This window comes from Sphingobacteriaceae bacterium GW460-11-11-14-LB5 (assembly GCA_002151545.1).
In the GTDB taxonomy this organism is placed as follows: Bacteria; Bacteroidota; Bacteroidia; order Sphingobacteriales; family Sphingobacteriaceae; genus Pedobacter.
Genome location: CP021237.1, coordinates 597691 through 614951 on the forward strand (window position 1 = coordinate 597691; position 17261 = coordinate 614951).

Below are 17261 nucleotides of genomic sequence, written 5' to 3' on the forward strand. Positions count from 1 at the left end.
CCTTTGCGCCATGGCGAAAACGCGGACAAGCAGAACTAAAAGCAAAGCAAAACATCCCCTTCTAAAAAAGATTACCAATATTGCTACGAAAGTATTTTTATATTTTCTGCTGGTTTCTGTGTTTTGGGTAATTGCCCTGCGTTTTATCAACCCACCAATTACCCTTTTGATGGTACTACGGAACATTGAGCGTAAAGCCGATGGAAAGTCTTTTAAAACAGAGAAAAAGTGGGTGAAATTCGAGGATATGTCTGATAATATGAAAAGGGCTGCAGTATCTGCCGAAGACCAGCTCTTTTTAAAACATATCGGTTTTGATATGAAAGCCATTGAAAAAGCTTTTGCCAGTAATGCCAAAGGGAAAAAGGTAAAGGGAGGAAGTACCATTTCGCAACAAACGGCTAAAAACGTTTTCTTGTGGCCTGGCCGCTCATGGATAAGAAAAGGTTTTGAAGCTTATTTTACCTTACTGATTGAGCTCTTTTGGAGCAAAGAAAGAATATTGGAGGTTTACCTGAACGTAATTGAAATGGGCGACGGGATTTATGGTGCTGAAGCGGCTGCCCAGGAATACTATGGCAAATCCTGTACAAAACTGACTAAGAAACAAGCCGCTTTAATTGCTTCTTGTTTTCCAAATCCGAGAAGATGGACACCCAAAAATGCTACCCCATACATCAGGCACCGTCAATACCTGATTTTAAGGAATATGAATAGGTTAGGGCCGTTGGATTTTTAGTCCGAAGCCCAAAGTCCTGAGTCTTCAGTCTATTAATCGACTAAGGACTTTTGACTCCAGACTTAGGACTAAAACTAGTCGTGATCCTTATTCCACCTGATTTTTATTCCGCCTTTTTCGTCATCTACCGCCTTTAAGTGCAATACGATACCGCGCATGCGGGCTTCTCTTTTTTCAGATTTAGTGAGGTTTTCATCTCCCTTTGGATTTCTCAGCGGGATGTCCATTTCTACGTTTGTGCCATTTCCTAAAGCATATGTGCCTTTTACATTAAAGTTTAAAGCGCTTGAGTTTACCTGCATCGGACTAATTTCTACCTTATCGCCACGCACGTTTAGTGTTCCATTAAGGTTTTTGATTTCTACGTTTGATAGATTCCTGTTGGCAAAGGCAAATTTTCCTACTTTAACCATTGGATCGAAATTAACCAGGGCTGCATTGTTTAGATTAAACACAACTTTACCATTAATCGATCGCGGAAGAATTTTTCCGGTATGCGATATGCGTCCGGAAATATTAACCAATGAAGATAAATAACCTTTTAAATTTTTGTTGGTGATGGTGTTTTGTCCGAAGTTATCAAATGAATAAAAGAAATCTTTAACACTTACATGGCTGATTTTTGAATTGATTTTAAAGCTATTTGAGGCAGTTTCCTGCATAATATTCCCGTTTAGCGATAACTGGCCTCCTGCGTGTGCCACACTTATTTTGTTGAAGAATATACCTCCGCCACGCAGGGAAATATCAGCATCGAGGTTTTTGGCCAGAAAATTTTCATAAATGGCTTTACCAACCGTTAAGCGGATATTCATTTGTGAAAGCTCCAGTACATTACTTAGCTCTTTCGAAACCACTTGTTTATTTCCGCCAGACTTTTTCTTTGCCGTTCTTGGTCCTAAGAAGGGTAAAAATTCTTTTAGGTAGAGCTGAGGGCTCGACATTTTTAAGTTGACCAATATTTTCTCAGGGGCAGTATAATACAGATTGGCAAAATTGGCGATGCTACAACTTACATTAAGCTCGCTTTTGCCCAACTGGAAATGCCCGTTTTGTATCGATAAATCGTTCTGGTTAAAGTTGATATTGAGCGCACTTTTTACCAGATGAAGCTTTCTGGGGATATAAAGGATGTCGGCATCGGCAATCTGTATCTTGCCCGATACAACTGGTTTGGTAAACCTGAAATGATCAATATCAGCCTTACAATATAATCTTAAGTTGGCTGTTCCGTTTTTAAATTCAAAATCGTTTGTGCCTAGTGAGTTGTTTAAATTGGATAGGGGAAATTGCGAAGTGACCAGTCCGGTGGCAATTGGGCGAGATAAATTATTCACTGTGAAAGTGTCGATTTTAAGCGGTGCATTAAAATATTTTGCCGTAAGCCTGTGGAACTTAATGGATGAGTTTTCATCACCAATAATGCCACCAACGGTATCCCGGTTGGTAAAAGAACCATCAAAGTTACAAGCGGTTAATTTGCCCGCTGGGATAGAAACCACATTATCTCTAACTGTTATTCCAACCTTGATTAAAGGATCTCCATATTTCCCTGATCCGTCATCAACAATATTTCCTCGGATATCGATCGGTTTTTCTATCCCGAACTTTAAGAGTTTGGAAGAGATATTGGGCGATAGCAATAAAGCGACATCTCTAAATAAAATATCATCAACGGCTATGCTAATGGCAAAAGCAGATTTATCTAATTCTATTTTAGCACCGATTTTAAAAGGATGGCCACCAATGTTTAGTATTTCAGGACTCAGAATTACCGCATCCATATCTCGGCTATAATGTGCATTTAAAGTCCCTTCTAAAGTTTTGTCTTTCAAAAAACTGCCTTTTCGGGTATTAAAGGCGAAACTGTTTACCTTAGTTGCCAGTTTAATTTTACCTGTCCAGCCGCTATCAGGGTATTCCATTCTGCCCTGGATCTGATCGATATCGAAATTGAATAATTTGAACCTTTTTTTGTTATCCAATACCAAACTAACCTTATTAAAATCAATTTTCTTAACTTCTAATGCTGAGGATTTTGATGACGATTTCTGCTCGGTTTTAGGCTTGCTCTTAAAAATACTGGTATTGCTGTAGCCTGTAGAATCGGTGTAGATATAAATGGAGGCGTTGTTAATGGCAATCTGTTTAATATTGATATTGCCTACAATAAGCGAAAGTACATTTAGCGATACATCTATATCCTGTGCTTTTAAAAGATCGTGTTTATGCTGGTTCCATAAGCTATCTCTCAGTAAAACACCATTTAAGGATACGGAAACACCCGGGAAACTTTTAAGGAGCGTTGGCTCCATGCTGCTAGCGGTAATTTTTCCGTTTAAATTTTTATTGAGCTGTGAAAGGATAGAAGCCAGTACTTCTTTTTTATTTCTGCTGATATAAAATGCACCGGCCAGCCAGGTGAGGATAATCAGTACAACGATAACAGATATAATTTTTAAAGAGATTTTGAGCCAGCGCTTCATAGACATTATTTTGATTTAACCAATATAATGTTTTTTGCCAGCTAATTGTTTGAGCAAGAGCGAAAATAATGTAGAATACTACTGACGGTTTTAAGAATTTATTTTCCCAAAAGTGATTCGAGATCAGGATGATATTGTGAAGTTAAGAACTGGGTAATGGTGAAATCGGCCAATCGGTTGATGTAAAACGGATCTTCCATCAGGATTTTTTTTAAGGCCGCTTCATCCTGGGCAAGGGCTAAGATGATTCCACCGGTACGGGGTACTTTTCGGCCCGACGCTACAAAAATATTTTTATCGTAGTATTTTCTTAAAAATTGAACATGAGCCTTCATATGCTCATCCAGTTCTTCCAGTGGAACAATATATTTAAGATCTACAATGAACATCCTTATTTATAATAAATGGGCAAAAACAGTTGAATGCCAGCTATTTTGAAATGGTACTTCCCATTTGTTATCCAGTTCTGCCAGGTTTTGAACCATATTGTTAAACACGATGGTTTCTGGTGTTACCTGTTTAATATTTACCAGCGTTTCAAAATCTTCTTTGCTGTTTACCACAACTTCGCCATTTACTTTGTAGGCAATGTTGAAACGGTTAAAAAGATCTACATGGTATTCCTGCTCAATTTCTTTAATTAAGCGAACAGAGCTATCAATAGAGCAACCGGTAACACCCGCCTGACTTTCGTCGACCGTTAGGATAATAAAAAAGCCATAGCGGATTTCTGCTTTTGCAAGCAATTCATTTCCATGTGCTTTCCACTGGTTAGTAAAAGCTGCTAATTTATTTAAGATCTCATTTTCTTCAGTAGAAGTAAATTTGCGATCGCTTTGGTATATCCAAACTCTTGATTGTGGAGAAAAACTCATATACAAATTTATGATTTTAATTAAATTGGTGTGTTTAAAACGCTAACCTGATGAAAAAGTTTACACTCTGCTTGAAAATATCCCTTATTTCGGCTTTTTGTATGTTTTTATGTGCTTTTTCCGACCCCGAATCTGTCGCGCAATCTCTTAATTATCTACAAAAAACATTTACCGATCATTACGATAACAGTCAGGAAAGCGACCAGGTAAAGCGTTATGAGCTAAATGTTACCAACAATGGCTTTTGCCGTTACAAGCGGTATTTTAATAACGGTAAAACCGAGTATTTCGCATTTAAGTTATCGAAATTTAAAGATATGGATTATTACGGCACAACTACTTCTGGTAAATTGTATATCCATACCAAAGGTGATGATGTAATTGTGCAAACCTATAAAGACAGGGGAGGCGATGTAGATTCGATGGCGACACAGCTTGTTATCCCCTTAAAAAATATGGAGGCTGAAGATTTAAACCTGATCCGCGATAATTTGAATAAAATAAATGCGCAGGTTTCTGCTCCATAGAACGCATAATTAATGATGATTTTCCTGCTTTTGCCATGTATGGGGTGAAATTCCTGATTGTATAATTGAGGTGTTAAATTTTGGAGACTGACTTAAAACACTTATATTCAGTTACATTTAAACCATCTCATCTTGAAACGTAGAAACTTTATTTATTTAACTGGTGTAGGGGCTGCTGCGGCCATGCTTCCTGCCATTCCAGTTTTTGGGAAAGAAATTTCCCCCGAGCAGGCTTTGGAGTATATTGATCCTGCCGCTAAAAAAATCATGTCTGATGTGGCCTTAAATGCGGCACGCTCAAAAGGGGCCACTTACACCGATGTGCGTGTAGGCCGGTATCTTAACCAATATGTGGTTACACGCGAAGATAAAGTAGAGAATATTGTTAATACCGAATCGTATGGAATTGGTATCAGGGTAATTTCGAATGGCAGCTGGGGTTTTGCGGCCACCGACAAAATGGATAAAGACAGTATTGCCAAAGCAGCTGAACTGGCGGTAACTATTGCCAAAGAAAATGCCCGTTTGTTAAGAGAGCCTGTACAACTGGCACCACAAAAAGGCTATGGTGAAGTTAGCTGGAAAGCACCTATTGAGAAAAATACTTTTGAAGTACCTGTAAAAGAGAAGGTAGATTTATTGTTGGCTGTGAATGATGCGGCTATGAAGGGCGGTGCAGATTATATCAACTCCATCTTATTTGCGGTAAATGAACAGAAATATTTTGCGTCAACTGATGGTTCATATATCGATCAGGATATCCATCGCATTTGGCCGACTTTCTTTATCACCAAAATAGATAAGGAAACCGGTAAGTTCGAAACCAGAAATGCATTGAGCGCGCCTACAGGCAAAGGTTACGAATATTTAAATGCAAGACCTCAGGATAAAATACAAACTGCATCGGGTACGCTTTATAAAGGCCGGTACGATATGCTTGAAGATGCTACACAGGCAGCCAGGCAGGTAGGCGAAAAGATAAAGGCAAAATCGGTAGAACCAGGCAAGTATGATTTGGTTTTGGATCCTTCGCATTTATGGTTAACTATTCACGAATCGTGTGGTCACCCAACCGAGCTCGATCGCGTATTGGGCTACGAGGCCAATTATGCAGGAACCAGCTTTCTGACTTTAGACAAATGGGAATCTAAAAAATTTAATTACGGCAGTAAAGAAGTTAATATTACGGCAGATAAAACGGAGGTAGGTTCCTTAGGTGCAGTTGGTTATGATGATGAGGGGGTAAAATGCGGAAAATGGGATGTGATTAAAGATGGCATCCTGGTAAATTATCAGGCCATCAGAGACCAGGCACATATCTTGGGGCTAAATGCCTCACAAGGCTGTTGTTATGCCGATAACTGGAGTAGTGTTCAGTTTCAGCGCATGGCCAATATCTCTTTGCAGCCGGGTAAGGCCAAATTGAGTATAGCCGATCAGATCAAAAACGTAGAAAAAGGCATTTACATTGTCGGTGATGGAAGTTTTTCTATCGATCAGCAGCGTTATAATTTCCAGTTCGGCGGTCAGCTTTATTACGAAATTAAGGCGGGGAAAATAGTGGGTATGCTTAAGGATGTCGCTTATCAGGCCAATACGCAGGAGTTCTGGAATTCGTGTGTGGCCATTTGCGATCAAAGCGATTACCGTTTAGGAGGCTCTTTCTTTGATGGTAAGGGGCAGCCTGGGCAGGTAAGTGCTGTATCTCACGGATCGGCAACCACACGTTTTAATAAAGTTAATGTTATCAACACCGCTAGAAAAATCTGATAGAAATTATGCCAATCTTAACAAAAGCAGAAGCAAAGGCACTTTTAACTAAAGTACTTTCTTACTCTAAAGCAGAACAATGTGAAATAAATTTAAATTGTTCGGATAGCGGCAACCTGAGGTATGCCAGAAACGCCGTTTCTACCAGTGGCGGAATTAGCGCTAACAGTTTGGTGGTGAGCTCAGCCTTCGGGAAAAAACTCGGTACAGCAACCATAAATGAGTTTGATGATGCTTCACTACAAAAAGTAGTGCGCAGGGCAGAAGAACTTGCACAACTTGCACCAGAAAACCCTGAATTTATGCCTTTTCTTGGTCCTCAGGAATATGGTGCCGATTCACCTACATTTTCTCCGGCTACAGCAGCCGTTACCCCAAAAGACCGGGCCGATGCCGTACAGGCCAGTTTAAAACAGGCAATGGATAATAAACTGAATGCTGCAGGATTTTTATCAAACAGCGTGGGTTGTTCCGCAATGATGAACAGTAAGGGTTTATTTGCCTACAATACTTCAACCGATGTTGCTTTTAACATTACGGTAAGAACTGATGATGGTAAGGGTTCTGGTTATGCCACAAGGGGATATAACGATTTTAGTAAACTCAATGCAAAGGCCGATACAGCTATAGCAGCTAAAAAGGCAATGTCGTCGGTAACGGCAAAGGCCATAGAACCAGGAAAATATACCGTTATTTTAGAACCAACTGCCGTGGCGGTAATGCTGGAGAATTTATTCTTCTCGATGGATGCCAGACAGGCCGATGAAGGACGGAGTTTTATGAGCAAAACCGGAGGTAAGACAAAATTGGGTGAACAGCTGGTAGATGAAAGAGTGAATATTTATTCAGATCCCTGGAATCCTGAATTGCCAACTGCTACATGGTCTGGGGATGGAAGGCCACAGCAGAAAGTAAACTGGATAGAAAAAGGAGTAGTTAAAAATTTATACAGCTCGAGATACTGGGCGCAAAAAACCGGGATTAAAGCGATCCCATTTCCGGGTGGTGCCATTATGCAAGGTGGAACCAAAACTTTGGAAGAACTGATTAAAGGAACAGAAAAAGGTATATTGGTTACACGTTTGTGGTATATCCGTACGGTAGATCCGCAAACCCTCTTGTTAACAGGGCTGACCAGGGATGGCACTTTTTACATCGAAAACGGCGAGATTAAGTTTCCGGTTAAGAATTTCCGATTTAACGAAAGTCCGATTATTATGTTGAATAACCTCGACGAGATCGGAATAACCGAAAGAACAGTAAGCGCCGAATCGGAAGCCAATTATCTGTTGCCGCCGTTAAGGATCAGGGATTTTACCTTCACTTCTTTATCTGATGCGGTATAGCAAAATGGTAATGAACAACATAACAAAGCCTGAGCATCGTCGATGTTCAGGCTTTGTTTATTTTAGTTGAAATGGAGAAAATTAAAGTCCGTTTGCCCTTGCGGTGATCTCGGCAATATCCAATACCTTAACTTCCTGTTCTTTATCTTTTAATTTAATGCCGTCACTCAGCATCGTCATACAGAAAGGGCAACCAGCAGCAATCACCTGTGGGTTGGTTTGTAAAGCCTCGTCAATACGTTCTACATTGATATCTTTATTCCCTTTTTCAGGTTCTTTAAACATCTGTGCGCCACCGGCACCACAGCATAAGCCATTGCTTTTGCAGCGTTTCATCTCCACCAATTGAGCATCAAGTACCTCCAGGGCTTTTCTAGGTGCTTCGTAAATGCCATTTCCACGGCCCAGGTAACACGGATCGTGATAAGTGATTTTTTTGCCTTTGAAACTTTCACCACCTTCGGCTTTTAGTTTGCCTTCGTTAATCAGGTCCTGGATCAATTGGGTATGGTGAATCACCTCGTAAGTGCCACCTAAACCCGGATATTCATTTTTAATGGTGTTGAAGCAATGCGGACAGCCTGTTACAATTTTTTTGATGTTGTAGGCATTCAATACCTCAATATTGGTCATGGCCTGCATCTGGAACAGGAACTCGTTACCAGCTCTTTTAGCAGGATCGCCTGTACAGCTTTCTTCTGTTCCTAAAACAGCATATTTTATACCTACATGATGTAAGATCTTGCAAATGTCGCGGGTAATTTTCTGCGCTCTTTCATCGTAACTTCCAGCACAACCTACCCAAAATAATATTTCCGGTTCTTCGCCTGCGGCCATTAACTCGGCCATTGTAGGGACTTTAAATTCCATTTGTCTATTATCTATTATCAAGTATTAAGACCTGATGTAATTATTCTTTTAATTCAATGCCAACTGAAAACTATCAATTGCTAGCTTTCTTGTGCCCAGTTAAAACGGTCAGCCGGAGAGTATTTCCAGGGTGCCTGGTTATTCTCAATATTTCCCATCATGGCATTAATACTTCCCGGTGCCTGCGACTCTTCCATCACGGCAAAACGGCGAAGCTCTGTAATAATCTGTAAGGGATCAATATTTACCGGACAAGCCTCTACACAAGCGTTACAGCTGGTACAAGCCCAAATTTCTTCTCTGCTGATGTAATCATCCAATAAAGATTTTCCATCCTGGTGTTCTGCACCGTGTTTATCAATATTTTGTCCCACCTCGGTAATACGGTCGCGGGTATCCATCATGATTTTCCGCGGCGATAACAGTTTACCTGTAATATTTGCCGGGCATACTGAAGTACATCTTCCACATTCTGTACAGGTATAGGCATTCATCAGGTTTACCCAGCTTAAGTCAGTTACATCTTTGGCGCCAAATTTACCGGGTTCGGTTTCTGCCGGAACAAAAGAAGGATCAAGCATGGCCTTTACCTCATTGGTAACGGAGGCCATATTGGTAAACTCGCCTTTAGGCTCCAAATTAGAAAAGTAGGTGTTCGGAAAAGCAAAGAGAATATGAAAATGTTTAGAATAAGGCAGGTAATTTAAAAAAGCCAAAATACCTATAATGTGGAACCACCAGCAGCTGCGCTCTATCACAACCAAGGCGCTTTCTGAGGAAGGCAGGATATTGATTAAATACTGGCTTACCGGAAATGCTCCTGCATTAACGTAATGACTGGCACCTAAAAGCTGTAATTTTGCATCGGCTGCGTTCATTAACAAAAAGGCACTCATTAATAAAATCTCGGTGATGAGGATATAATTGGCATCAGATTTTGGCCAGCTTTTCATCTCTACACCACTAAAGCGTTTCAATTTTAGGATATTTCTGCGAACCAGAAAAATCGCGCAGGAAACCCAAACAGTAAAGGCCAGAATTTCGAAAGAGCCGATCAGAAAATTATATAAACCACCCAAACCATTAAAAATACGGTGTGTGCCAAATAAACCATCGATGATGATTTCCAATACCTCAATGTTAATGATCACGAAACCGATGTAAACAAAAAAGTGGAGAAAGGCGGGGATAGGCCGAACAACCATTTTAGATTGACCAAAGGCTACGCGAAGCATGGTCATTAACCTTTTTTGCGGCTGATCTTGTCGATCTACCGGTTTGCCTAAACGGATATTGCGAATTATTTTACGCAGATTAACTGTAAACAGCGCAATTGCTGCAAGTGTAAGTACTAGAAAAAGGATCTGTGCTACCATGCAATATTAGATTGTTACGCTAAATTAGGATATTAATCTAAATAAATTACTATGCATGCATAAAAAATATAATAAAATTGTTTGTTTGTACTCATTCTAAGCAACGATTAAGGCCTTTTTTAAGAAAGGTGAAAAATTAATTAATTGATAATCAGAGCAACAATGAAATAATCGAAAAAAAGTTTTGCTTTTGAAAAAAGAACGCTACATTTGCAATCCCAAACGGATGGTGCCATAGCTCAGTCGGTAGAGCAAAGGACTGAAAATCCTTGTGTCCCTGGTTCGAATCCAGGTGGCACCACAAACGTCAAAAGGTCATTTTCGATTGAAAATGACCTTTTTTATTTTAGCTTCTTATCCGGATAAATAATATTTTCCCTTTCGGAGTATACCCAGTAAATCAATGCTGAAGCTTGCTTTGCGCGGCCTGTTTGATGCACTCCGCATGGTAAGCCGCTGAAAAGATATCGGCCACCTCATACTGGTATTTTGCAGAATCGAAATAAACTGCAAAGTTTTGTGGAATAGTATCATCTGCATCGTTAAGATACAAACCGCTGCCTGAAAAGGTGGCTCCCCCTGAAACGGTCAAATATTTTCCGTCAGCCTTATTTCTGATTTTGAAATAACCATCATTTTGCGGATAAAATTCCCATTCCTGGCTCCCTTTCACATTGACTTCATTTAATCTCAAAGTATTAAAAACAGATTCCAGGTATTTTCCGCTTTTAAGATCCTTCAACTTAAATACCGAGGGGTTTGCAGTAGGTAAGAATTGAAAGCTAAGATTGATATTGTCGTCATCATCGGCGATCGAAAATCCGTTCGCAGGTTTTGATACCAGGCGGTTGGATTGTTTTTCCAATAAACTGTAATTATTATTACCGATAATCGCCTTGGCCCGTTTATAACGATACATCGCATTGAAAATGCTTAAGTCCCAGCTTTGATGCCAGGTTACAGTAGGGTAGCCTGACCGCATACTAATGGGCAGCCATACATATCGTGATGCCCCAAGGTCTTTGGCATCCCATCGGTCACCATAATAAACGAAGGCATTCTCTTTTCCGCCCACTTTGAATACATAGGCGCTTTGCGACTGATAAGTCAGCTCTTTCATCTGATCTACCGCAAAATTTGAGCCTATGCTCCAATTTCCCAGGATGTTCCAGCTATAGGCGCTCCTTCCGGGATTTGGATCCCAGCCGGTAGACCCGGAGAATAAGCCAAAATAAACATCACCCACTTTGAATATGGCCGGTGCTTCCGCACGTTCGCCAATCAGGATTTTGTTCTCAGTGGGGCTACCTTCAAGGTAATCGGGCCTCAAGCGAATCACGTTGATACTCTTGTTCATATCGGTCGCGCTGAAATGATAAGCGGTTCCGTCGTGATCTTCAAATAGCGTCATGTCTCTCGAATCATGATCATTTGGCCGGAAGGTTTTATACAATTGATAAGGCCCTTCAACTTTATCACTGGTTGCGACCACCACACGCGCAGCCTCATAACCGTTCTCTTTTTCCCAATGCGCCCACATCACCCATTTTTTGGTGGTTTTGTTGAAAATCACCTTTGGACGTTCCAACTTACGCCCTTGCGCCAGATCATTCAGATCTGCCTGAGGAAGACCGGAAAGCGTTAGTGCTAGTCCTAACCGCTCCCAGTTATAAAGGTTTGTTGAGCGATAACAACTAATTCCATTAGATTTTCCGCCCGTGCGGTTTTCACCAAACCAATAATAGGTTCCATTATTGTTGATCACGCAGCCGCCGTGTGCATTTATTGCCTTCCCATTCTGATCTTTCCAAATCTCTCCAGGCTTAAAATTATTTTGGGCATTAACCATGCCCGATACGAGCAATAGTATAATTAGCAGATAAAATTTCATAAACTTATGATTGGTATATTATTCTTTTACTTAGCTTTTCCTACAGAAATGTTTATCTGAGGATTTAGGTTAGGCGCATAGGCCCCGGTAGTATCGAACGTAAAATAGTCTATACCTGTGGATGTATTCTGGAATCCTGCCTTTGCTGCATAAGTCCTTGATTTTCCGGTCAGCTTCACGTTATCCACCTCCAGCGGACTAATCGTGGCGCCCCATTTATCTCGTTCCAGGTAGAAAAATATGCGGATTTGCTTGCAGGTTGCAGAGGTGGTGTAGTCAAGAGAATAGGTTTGCCAGTTGTTATCGGTCACATCCACGGAGGTTCCGAGTGAATTGTCCTGTACTTCCTGGATCTTGATCACCCCCATGGTGGGACCCTCTTTTTTGATACCGCCGCGTACCAGTGCCGAAAGTGTATAAGTTTCATTAGGTACAACATCTATTACCTGCCCGATCTCGGAGGCAGACCAACCATCTGCCCATTTATAATTGTTCATGCTTAAAATATGATTGTCAAAATCCTGTTGGTTGTTGATCTCCTGATTTTTGATAAATTGCTCGGAATTATAACGGTCACCGATCAGCACATCCCAGCCTTCTATCTTGGTTGCGATATGGTTATCGTAGGCCGTATTAAATTCGCCTTCAAAGTTTGGATTCTTCAGCAGGTTCTCTACCATATCGCCGTTTCCGACCGCAAACTCAGGCTGGGTGCCATAATCTGTAGCACGCACGCTGTCAATCAGTAAGTTGTCCTTGAAAATGATAATCCGATTGTCTCTGGTAAACGAATAGCGGTATGTATGTGATCTTTTATCATCATTGTAAAACTGGCCAAGACCGCTTTCTTCATTGATTGTGGGGTTAAACAGCTCTTTTTTGTCCAATCCGTTATACAAACCCATCCCCTTGGCATTAATATAGGCTTTAAAACCAATTCCTTTATTCGTAACGGCATAAGGATAAAATTCCTTTAAGCTATCTGTATTTACTTTGAATTCCATAGTAAACCCGTTGACATCAGGATTGAAGCCCTCTTTTTCACCAAAGGTTATTTCGGCATCTCTACCACCTGCATATTTTGGGTTATTGGTCATTGCTTTGGTGGTCATTTTGCTTCCATAACCTTTTAAGTTTACATAAGATCTGGTAGCACCGCTTCTGAGGATCACATGCCCAAGAGTCAGTTTTTTGGTGCTGTTTAAGGTAACCGTTACGGTGGTGTTTTGTGCATTAGCCGGAATTACCTGGGGTTTTACAGAAAAGCCTGAAGTTGCAGTAATATTGATCGGCTGATCGCTTTGCAGGTCGGATGCACTAACAGTAAATGTAGCTGTAGGGTGCGTATCATCAAGGTCCAGCCATGGACCTGATTTGAGTATCGGGAGGTTTTTTATCACTTTATTTTTGCCTGCATCTTCCGCAGGAGGCCTGTCGTTAGAAGGATTATTACCTTCAGTTTGCTGAACTGATGCTTTTAGAGCGGAAACCGAAAGTGTTATCATAGCTACCAGAGCCCATTTCATGGATATTTTTCTCATCTGTTTCTTTTTTTCTTTTTAAAGTGATTGATTTTTTATTTAGTGAATTGTATTTGTTTCTCCAGGATTATGGTTTGTTCGAAGCTAAAGGCAGCCCGATGCGTTTTTGCAAAAAGGGAAGGTCGCATACCAAACAGTTCGATAAATTTTTCGCGGAAATATTTAATATCTGAGATGCCAACCTTAAGTGCGGCTTCCTGAACTTTACACATGCTGCCGAGCAGTAAATGTGCTGCTTTACATAGTCGTATATATCTGATAAAGCCGTTTACAGAAAGTCCGGTAGCCGCTTTCATTTTTTTAAATAAACTGGAATAACTCATTCCAACCAGTTCGCATAGCTGATGAATGGTAAAAGATTGATTCAGGAGGTGCTGTTCAATGATTGCGGTACACACTGCTACAAGCTCCTGATACATAAAAGGAATGTTTTTCAGCTCATTTCCGCACACCTCCCGATAAAAATATTTTTGAAGCAGCTGTCTTCTGGCCATTATTAATTCGATTGCTTCAGCTACTGTTTCATCTGATTGGGCTGTATACCGGTAATAGGGGACGTTAAGGCCTGACCAAATATGCTTGGAGATTTTGCCGTTCCTCGAGGCAATGATAACCGGGATGTGGTTAAATATGTGGACCGACTTGATAGCCGCCGCCATCGCTGTTACCGGAGTTGCTTCGGGGTCGGCAAGGCAAATGATGAGTTCTGGTAGCTTACTCTTAACCTGCTCAAGAAGATCTCTAATATTTTCCCGATAGGAAATTACACTGAAAGTGCAATGGTTGTGCTTAAATAACACATGAGGTGCTTCGTTGGACTTAATTACCAGGACAGATGTAATACAGTTGAATGGCAGATCTAAATGGCGCAAATGTTCAGATATGGCGGTTTCAGCTATGGCATGATAGGTTGAGCCCAAGCCCCTCATGTACGATGTTTGTATTTTTTTATCGGTAAACATCATCTCGAGGCCGCTTGTTGTTTGATGTAAATTAAGTGTCCAGTTTTCTTCTGAGATGTCTGCCGGGGAACTGGACTTTCGTATTACCGGAAATTGTCCGAGCAGAAAAGCGATGATTTTGACGGAAGAATCCATTTTTCCTACATTTTCCGTTCTGTTACTGCTCGAGCCTATAGAAGAAAAAGAAACGCTGATCTCGGCCGCTCCAGCTTTATCCGTTACTGCCAATACAATAGTGCTTTTTGGAAGCGCCAGGTTGATGGAGGTCGAAAGCATGATATATAATAGTACTTCGATCTGGTGAAGACCTGTCTTTTGAAATTGGGTGTCAGTGCCGGTAAGCTTTAAATCGACTTCAATGCCCTTATGCTTCGCCTGGTCGGTTAAACCCGAATAAGCCAGTTGTGCCAGACCGATAATGTCCAGATCGTTTTCCTGAAGATCATGTGAATGTTTTTTTTGCATATGGTACGGCAACCTGAATGCTTTTGGTTAGCGGATGTAAACCTATAGATATACGACCGATCTAAGCGGGTAGGGAATCATAATTTTAGGGGTCGTTTCTCGTATAAAGCCGCTCTGGGTGTTCAGGTGCTGTTTTTTCCATGAAGTGTATTCGACAAAGGCTTTTTATTTTGGGCGGGAGCTTAACAATACTTTCTTTTTCTTTTAAGTCAATCATCTCTTGTGCCGGTCGACTGCAATCGGGCAGTTAAAAAAACCTTCTGATTCATATCCCTGGTTAAAAGGCGTAATCTTTATCATCATTTGATGAGGGTTAAAGCTACCATGGACGGGGAATACCGATTTACCTCCCCAAAATTATGATTTCCTACCTGTGTGGTGCTTTAGCTAATTTCTACGTTTATTTCAGATTTGCAGAGCTCAGGAATTGCGTGAGCAGAATCAATGTGGCGTGCAGGGTATCCTGTGCTGTTTGCAATCAGAGATGATCTATTTAAACCAATTATTACTTAATAAAGAGCTGTATGTATTTATTTAACACAATCAGAGCGGTAATACTCGCTTTACTTTTTACAATCCCCGTTTTCGCGCAGGAAACACACACTTTCGCCCTTGGTGATGATGCTTTTTTACTTGATGGTAAACCATTCCAAATGATCAGTGGTGAAATTCATTATCCGAGGATTCCACGAGAAGCCTGGCGGTCAAGGATGAAGATGGCAAAGGCAATGGGGCTTAATACCATCGGAACTTATGTCTTCTGGAACCTTCATGAACCCCAAAAGGGCATCTTCGACTTTAAAGGCAATAATGATGTGGCCGAATTTGTCAGAATAGCTAAGGAGGAAGGTTTGTGGGTTATTTTAAGGCCAAGCCCATATGTATGCGCAGAATGGGAGTTTGGTGGTTATCCCTATTGGCTGGAAAACGAAAAAGGACTTGTGGTGCGGAGTAAGGACCCGCTTTATTTAAAGGAGTATGAAAAATACATCATGGAGGTTGGCAAGCAGCTTGCACCATTACAGGTCAACCACGGTGGCAATATATTAATGGTCCAGATTGAGAATGAGTATGGCTCTTATGGCAGCGATAAGGAATACCTTTCGATCAATCAGAAATTATTTATAAAAGCTGGTTTCGATGGCTTGTTATATACCTGTGACCCTGCACCTGACCTCACCAATGGTTATCTTCCGGGCCTGTTGCCGGCAGTTAACGGGCTTGATAATCCCGAAAAGGTGAAGAAACTGATCGCAGATCATCATAACGGAAAAGGGCCTTACTACATCGCTGAATGGTATCCCGCCTGGTTCGACTGGTGGGGAGCTCCTCATCATACCGTGCCGGCAGCCCGATTTACGGGTAAATTAGACTCGGTACTTGCCGCCGGAATTTCCATTAACATGTATATGTTTCACGGGGGTACAACACGCGGTTTTATGAACGGGGCGAATTTTAAAGATGAAACCCCTTATGAACCGCAGATTAGTAGTTATGACTATGATGCCCCTCTGGATGAAGCAGGCAATGCCACAGCGAAATTCCATGCATTTCGATCCATTATTCAAAAGCACCTGCCTGCCGGAACAACGCTGCCACCCGTTCCCAATCCTAAACCAGCCATACGGATACCAACTATAAAACTTGGGCTTACGGCATCATTAACGGGGAATCTTTCTAAGGGAACTTATCACGATAGTCCCCTCACTTTCGAGGAACTCCTGCAGGATTATGGATTTGTACTTTACAGAACAACACTAACCGGCGGTATTAAAGGCACATTGAAAATCAAAGAGCTGCGCGATTATGCATTGATCATGGTTAATGGTAAGCAGATCGCTACGCTTGACCGCCGTTTGAACCAGGATAGTTTAAATATAAGTCTTCCACAAGGGAAGGTCGTATTGGATATTCTGGTAGAAAATCTTGGACGGATTAATTTCGGGAAATACTTATTGCAAAACCGTAAAGGAATAACGGGGTACGTAAGCTTTAACAATCGAAAAATTAAAGGCTGGACAATGTACCGCTTTCCTTTCAACGATCTGTCAAAAATCAAATACCAGTCAACCGTTAAGGCCGGAAATACGCCTGTTATTAAAAAGGGCACGTTCAACCTCACCGCTATTGGCGATACCTACCTTGATATGCGTAAGTGGGGGAAAGGAATGGTATGGGTGAATGGCCATAACCTGGGTAAGTATTGGAGCATCGGTCCACAGGAAACGCTTTACCTTCCCGCAGAATGGTTACGTAAAGGTGTTAATTCGATCGAAGTACTGGAATTACTCCGACCTAATCAGAACGAAATAACAGGGATAGACCATCCTTTACTCGATGGAATTGACCATTCCGTACCCGACCATTTGCCGCGTAAGATCGATTAAATTATACCTATTTTTAATTTCACTAT

The 17261-nt window shown here is 41.1% G+C and carries 13 protein-coding genes and 1 tRNA gene; 6 read left to right on the forward strand and 8 right to left on the reverse strand.

What is annotated here, in order from left to right; genetic code table 11:
• Nucleotides 1-10: 10 nt before the first annotated feature.
• Complete coding sequence (locus tag CA265_02415; GenBank protein ARS38596.1) at nt 11-739, forward strand: monofunctional biosynthetic peptidoglycan transglycosylase; 729 nt, start codon at nt 11-13, stop codon at nt 737-739.
• A 74-nt stretch (nt 740-813) separates the two neighbouring features.
• Here CA265_02415 and CA265_02420 read toward each other — a convergent pair whose 3' ends face one another.
• The 3 genes from CA265_02420 to CA265_02430 all read right to left on the reverse strand — a co-directional run bounded on the left by CA265_02420 (nt 814) and on the right by CA265_02430 (nt 4100).
• Nucleotides 814-3231 (reverse strand): hypothetical protein, encoded by a 2418-nt coding sequence (locus CA265_02420; protein ARS38597.1) that lies wholly within the window; start codon nt 3229-3231, stop codon nt 814-816.
• 92 nt (nt 3232-3323) lie between these two features.
• Nucleotides 3324-3614 carry a GTP cyclohydrolase gene (locus CA265_02425; GenBank protein ID ARS38598.1) on the reverse strand — a complete coding sequence of 97 codons (291 nt, stop codon included), beginning with the start codon at nt 3612-3614 and terminating at the stop codon, nt 3324-3326.
• Between the two features lie 6 nt (nt 3615-3620).
• A complete protein-coding gene (locus CA265_02430) occupies nt 3621-4100 on the reverse strand; it encodes an ABC transporter ATPase (GenBank protein ID ARS38599.1) in 480 nt (159 codons plus the stop codon).
• Between the two features lie 50 nt (nt 4101-4150).
• Here CA265_02430 and CA265_02435 point away from each other — a divergent pair, with 50 nt between their 5' ends.
• The 3 genes from CA265_02435 to CA265_02445 all read left to right on the forward strand — a co-directional run bounded on the left by CA265_02435 (nt 4151) and on the right by CA265_02445 (nt 7743).
• Entirely contained in the window at nt 4151-4627 is a 477-nt protein-coding gene (locus tag CA265_02435; protein ARS38600.1) for a hypothetical protein, read from the forward strand.
• Between the two features lie 132 nt (nt 4628-4759).
• Complete coding sequence (locus CA265_02440) at nt 4760-6397, forward strand: TldD protein (protein ID ARS38601.1); 1638 nt, start codon at nt 4760-4762, stop codon at nt 6395-6397.
• Between the two features lie 8 nt (nt 6398-6405).
• The gene (locus tag CA265_02445) at nt 6406-7743 is read left to right on the forward strand and encodes a peptidase C69 (GenBank protein ID ARS38602.1); all 1338 of its coding nucleotides are present in this window, start codon (nt 6406-6408) and stop codon (nt 7741-7743) included.
• Between the two features lie 81 nt (nt 7744-7824).
• Here CA265_02445 and CA265_02450 read toward each other — a convergent pair whose 3' ends face one another.
• Nucleotides 7825-8613: a CoB--CoM heterodisulfide reductase gene (locus CA265_02450; protein ID ARS38603.1), complete on the reverse strand. Its 789-nt coding sequence runs from the start codon at nt 8611-8613 to the stop codon at nt 7825-7827.
• 80 nt (nt 8614-8693) lie between these two features.
• Nucleotides 8694-9989: a Fe-S oxidoreductase gene (locus tag CA265_02455; GenBank protein ARS38604.1), complete on the reverse strand. Its 1296-nt coding sequence runs from the start codon at nt 9987-9989 to the stop codon at nt 8694-8696.
• 228 nt (nt 9990-10217) lie between these two features.
• Here CA265_02455 and CA265_02460 point away from each other — a divergent pair.
• Nucleotides 10218-10293: transfer RNA gene (locus tag CA265_02460), tRNA-Phe, on the forward strand.
• Nucleotides 10294-10389: 96 nt separating this feature from the next.
• On the opposite strand, the gene CA265_02465 is transcribed toward CA265_02460, so the two are convergent.
• From CA265_02465 to CA265_02475, 3 genes are read right to left on the reverse strand one after another with little or no spacing between them, the layout of a single operon-like run.
• Nucleotides 10390-11880 (reverse strand): glycosyl hydrolase family 43, encoded by a 1491-nt coding sequence (locus CA265_02465; GenBank protein ID ARS38605.1) that lies wholly within the window; start codon nt 11878-11880, stop codon nt 10390-10392.
• A gap of 26 nt (nt 11881-11906) precedes the next feature.
• Nucleotides 11907-13406: a hypothetical protein gene (locus tag CA265_02470; GenBank protein ID ARS38606.1), complete on the reverse strand. Its 1500-nt coding sequence runs from the start codon at nt 13404-13406 to the stop codon at nt 11907-11909.
• Between the two features lie 50 nt (nt 13407-13456).
• Nucleotides 13457-14848, reverse strand: a complete 1392-nt coding sequence (locus tag CA265_02475; GenBank protein ARS38607.1) for a hypothetical protein — start codon at nt 14846-14848, stop codon at nt 13457-13459.
• Nucleotides 14849-15372: 524 nt separating this feature from the next.
• Between CA265_02475 and CA265_02480 the strand changes: the two genes are divergently transcribed.
• A complete protein-coding gene (locus tag CA265_02480) occupies nt 15373-17235 on the forward strand; it encodes a beta-galactosidase (protein ID ARS38608.1) in 1863 nt (620 codons plus the stop codon).
• Nucleotides 17236-17261 lie beyond the last annotated feature (26 nt).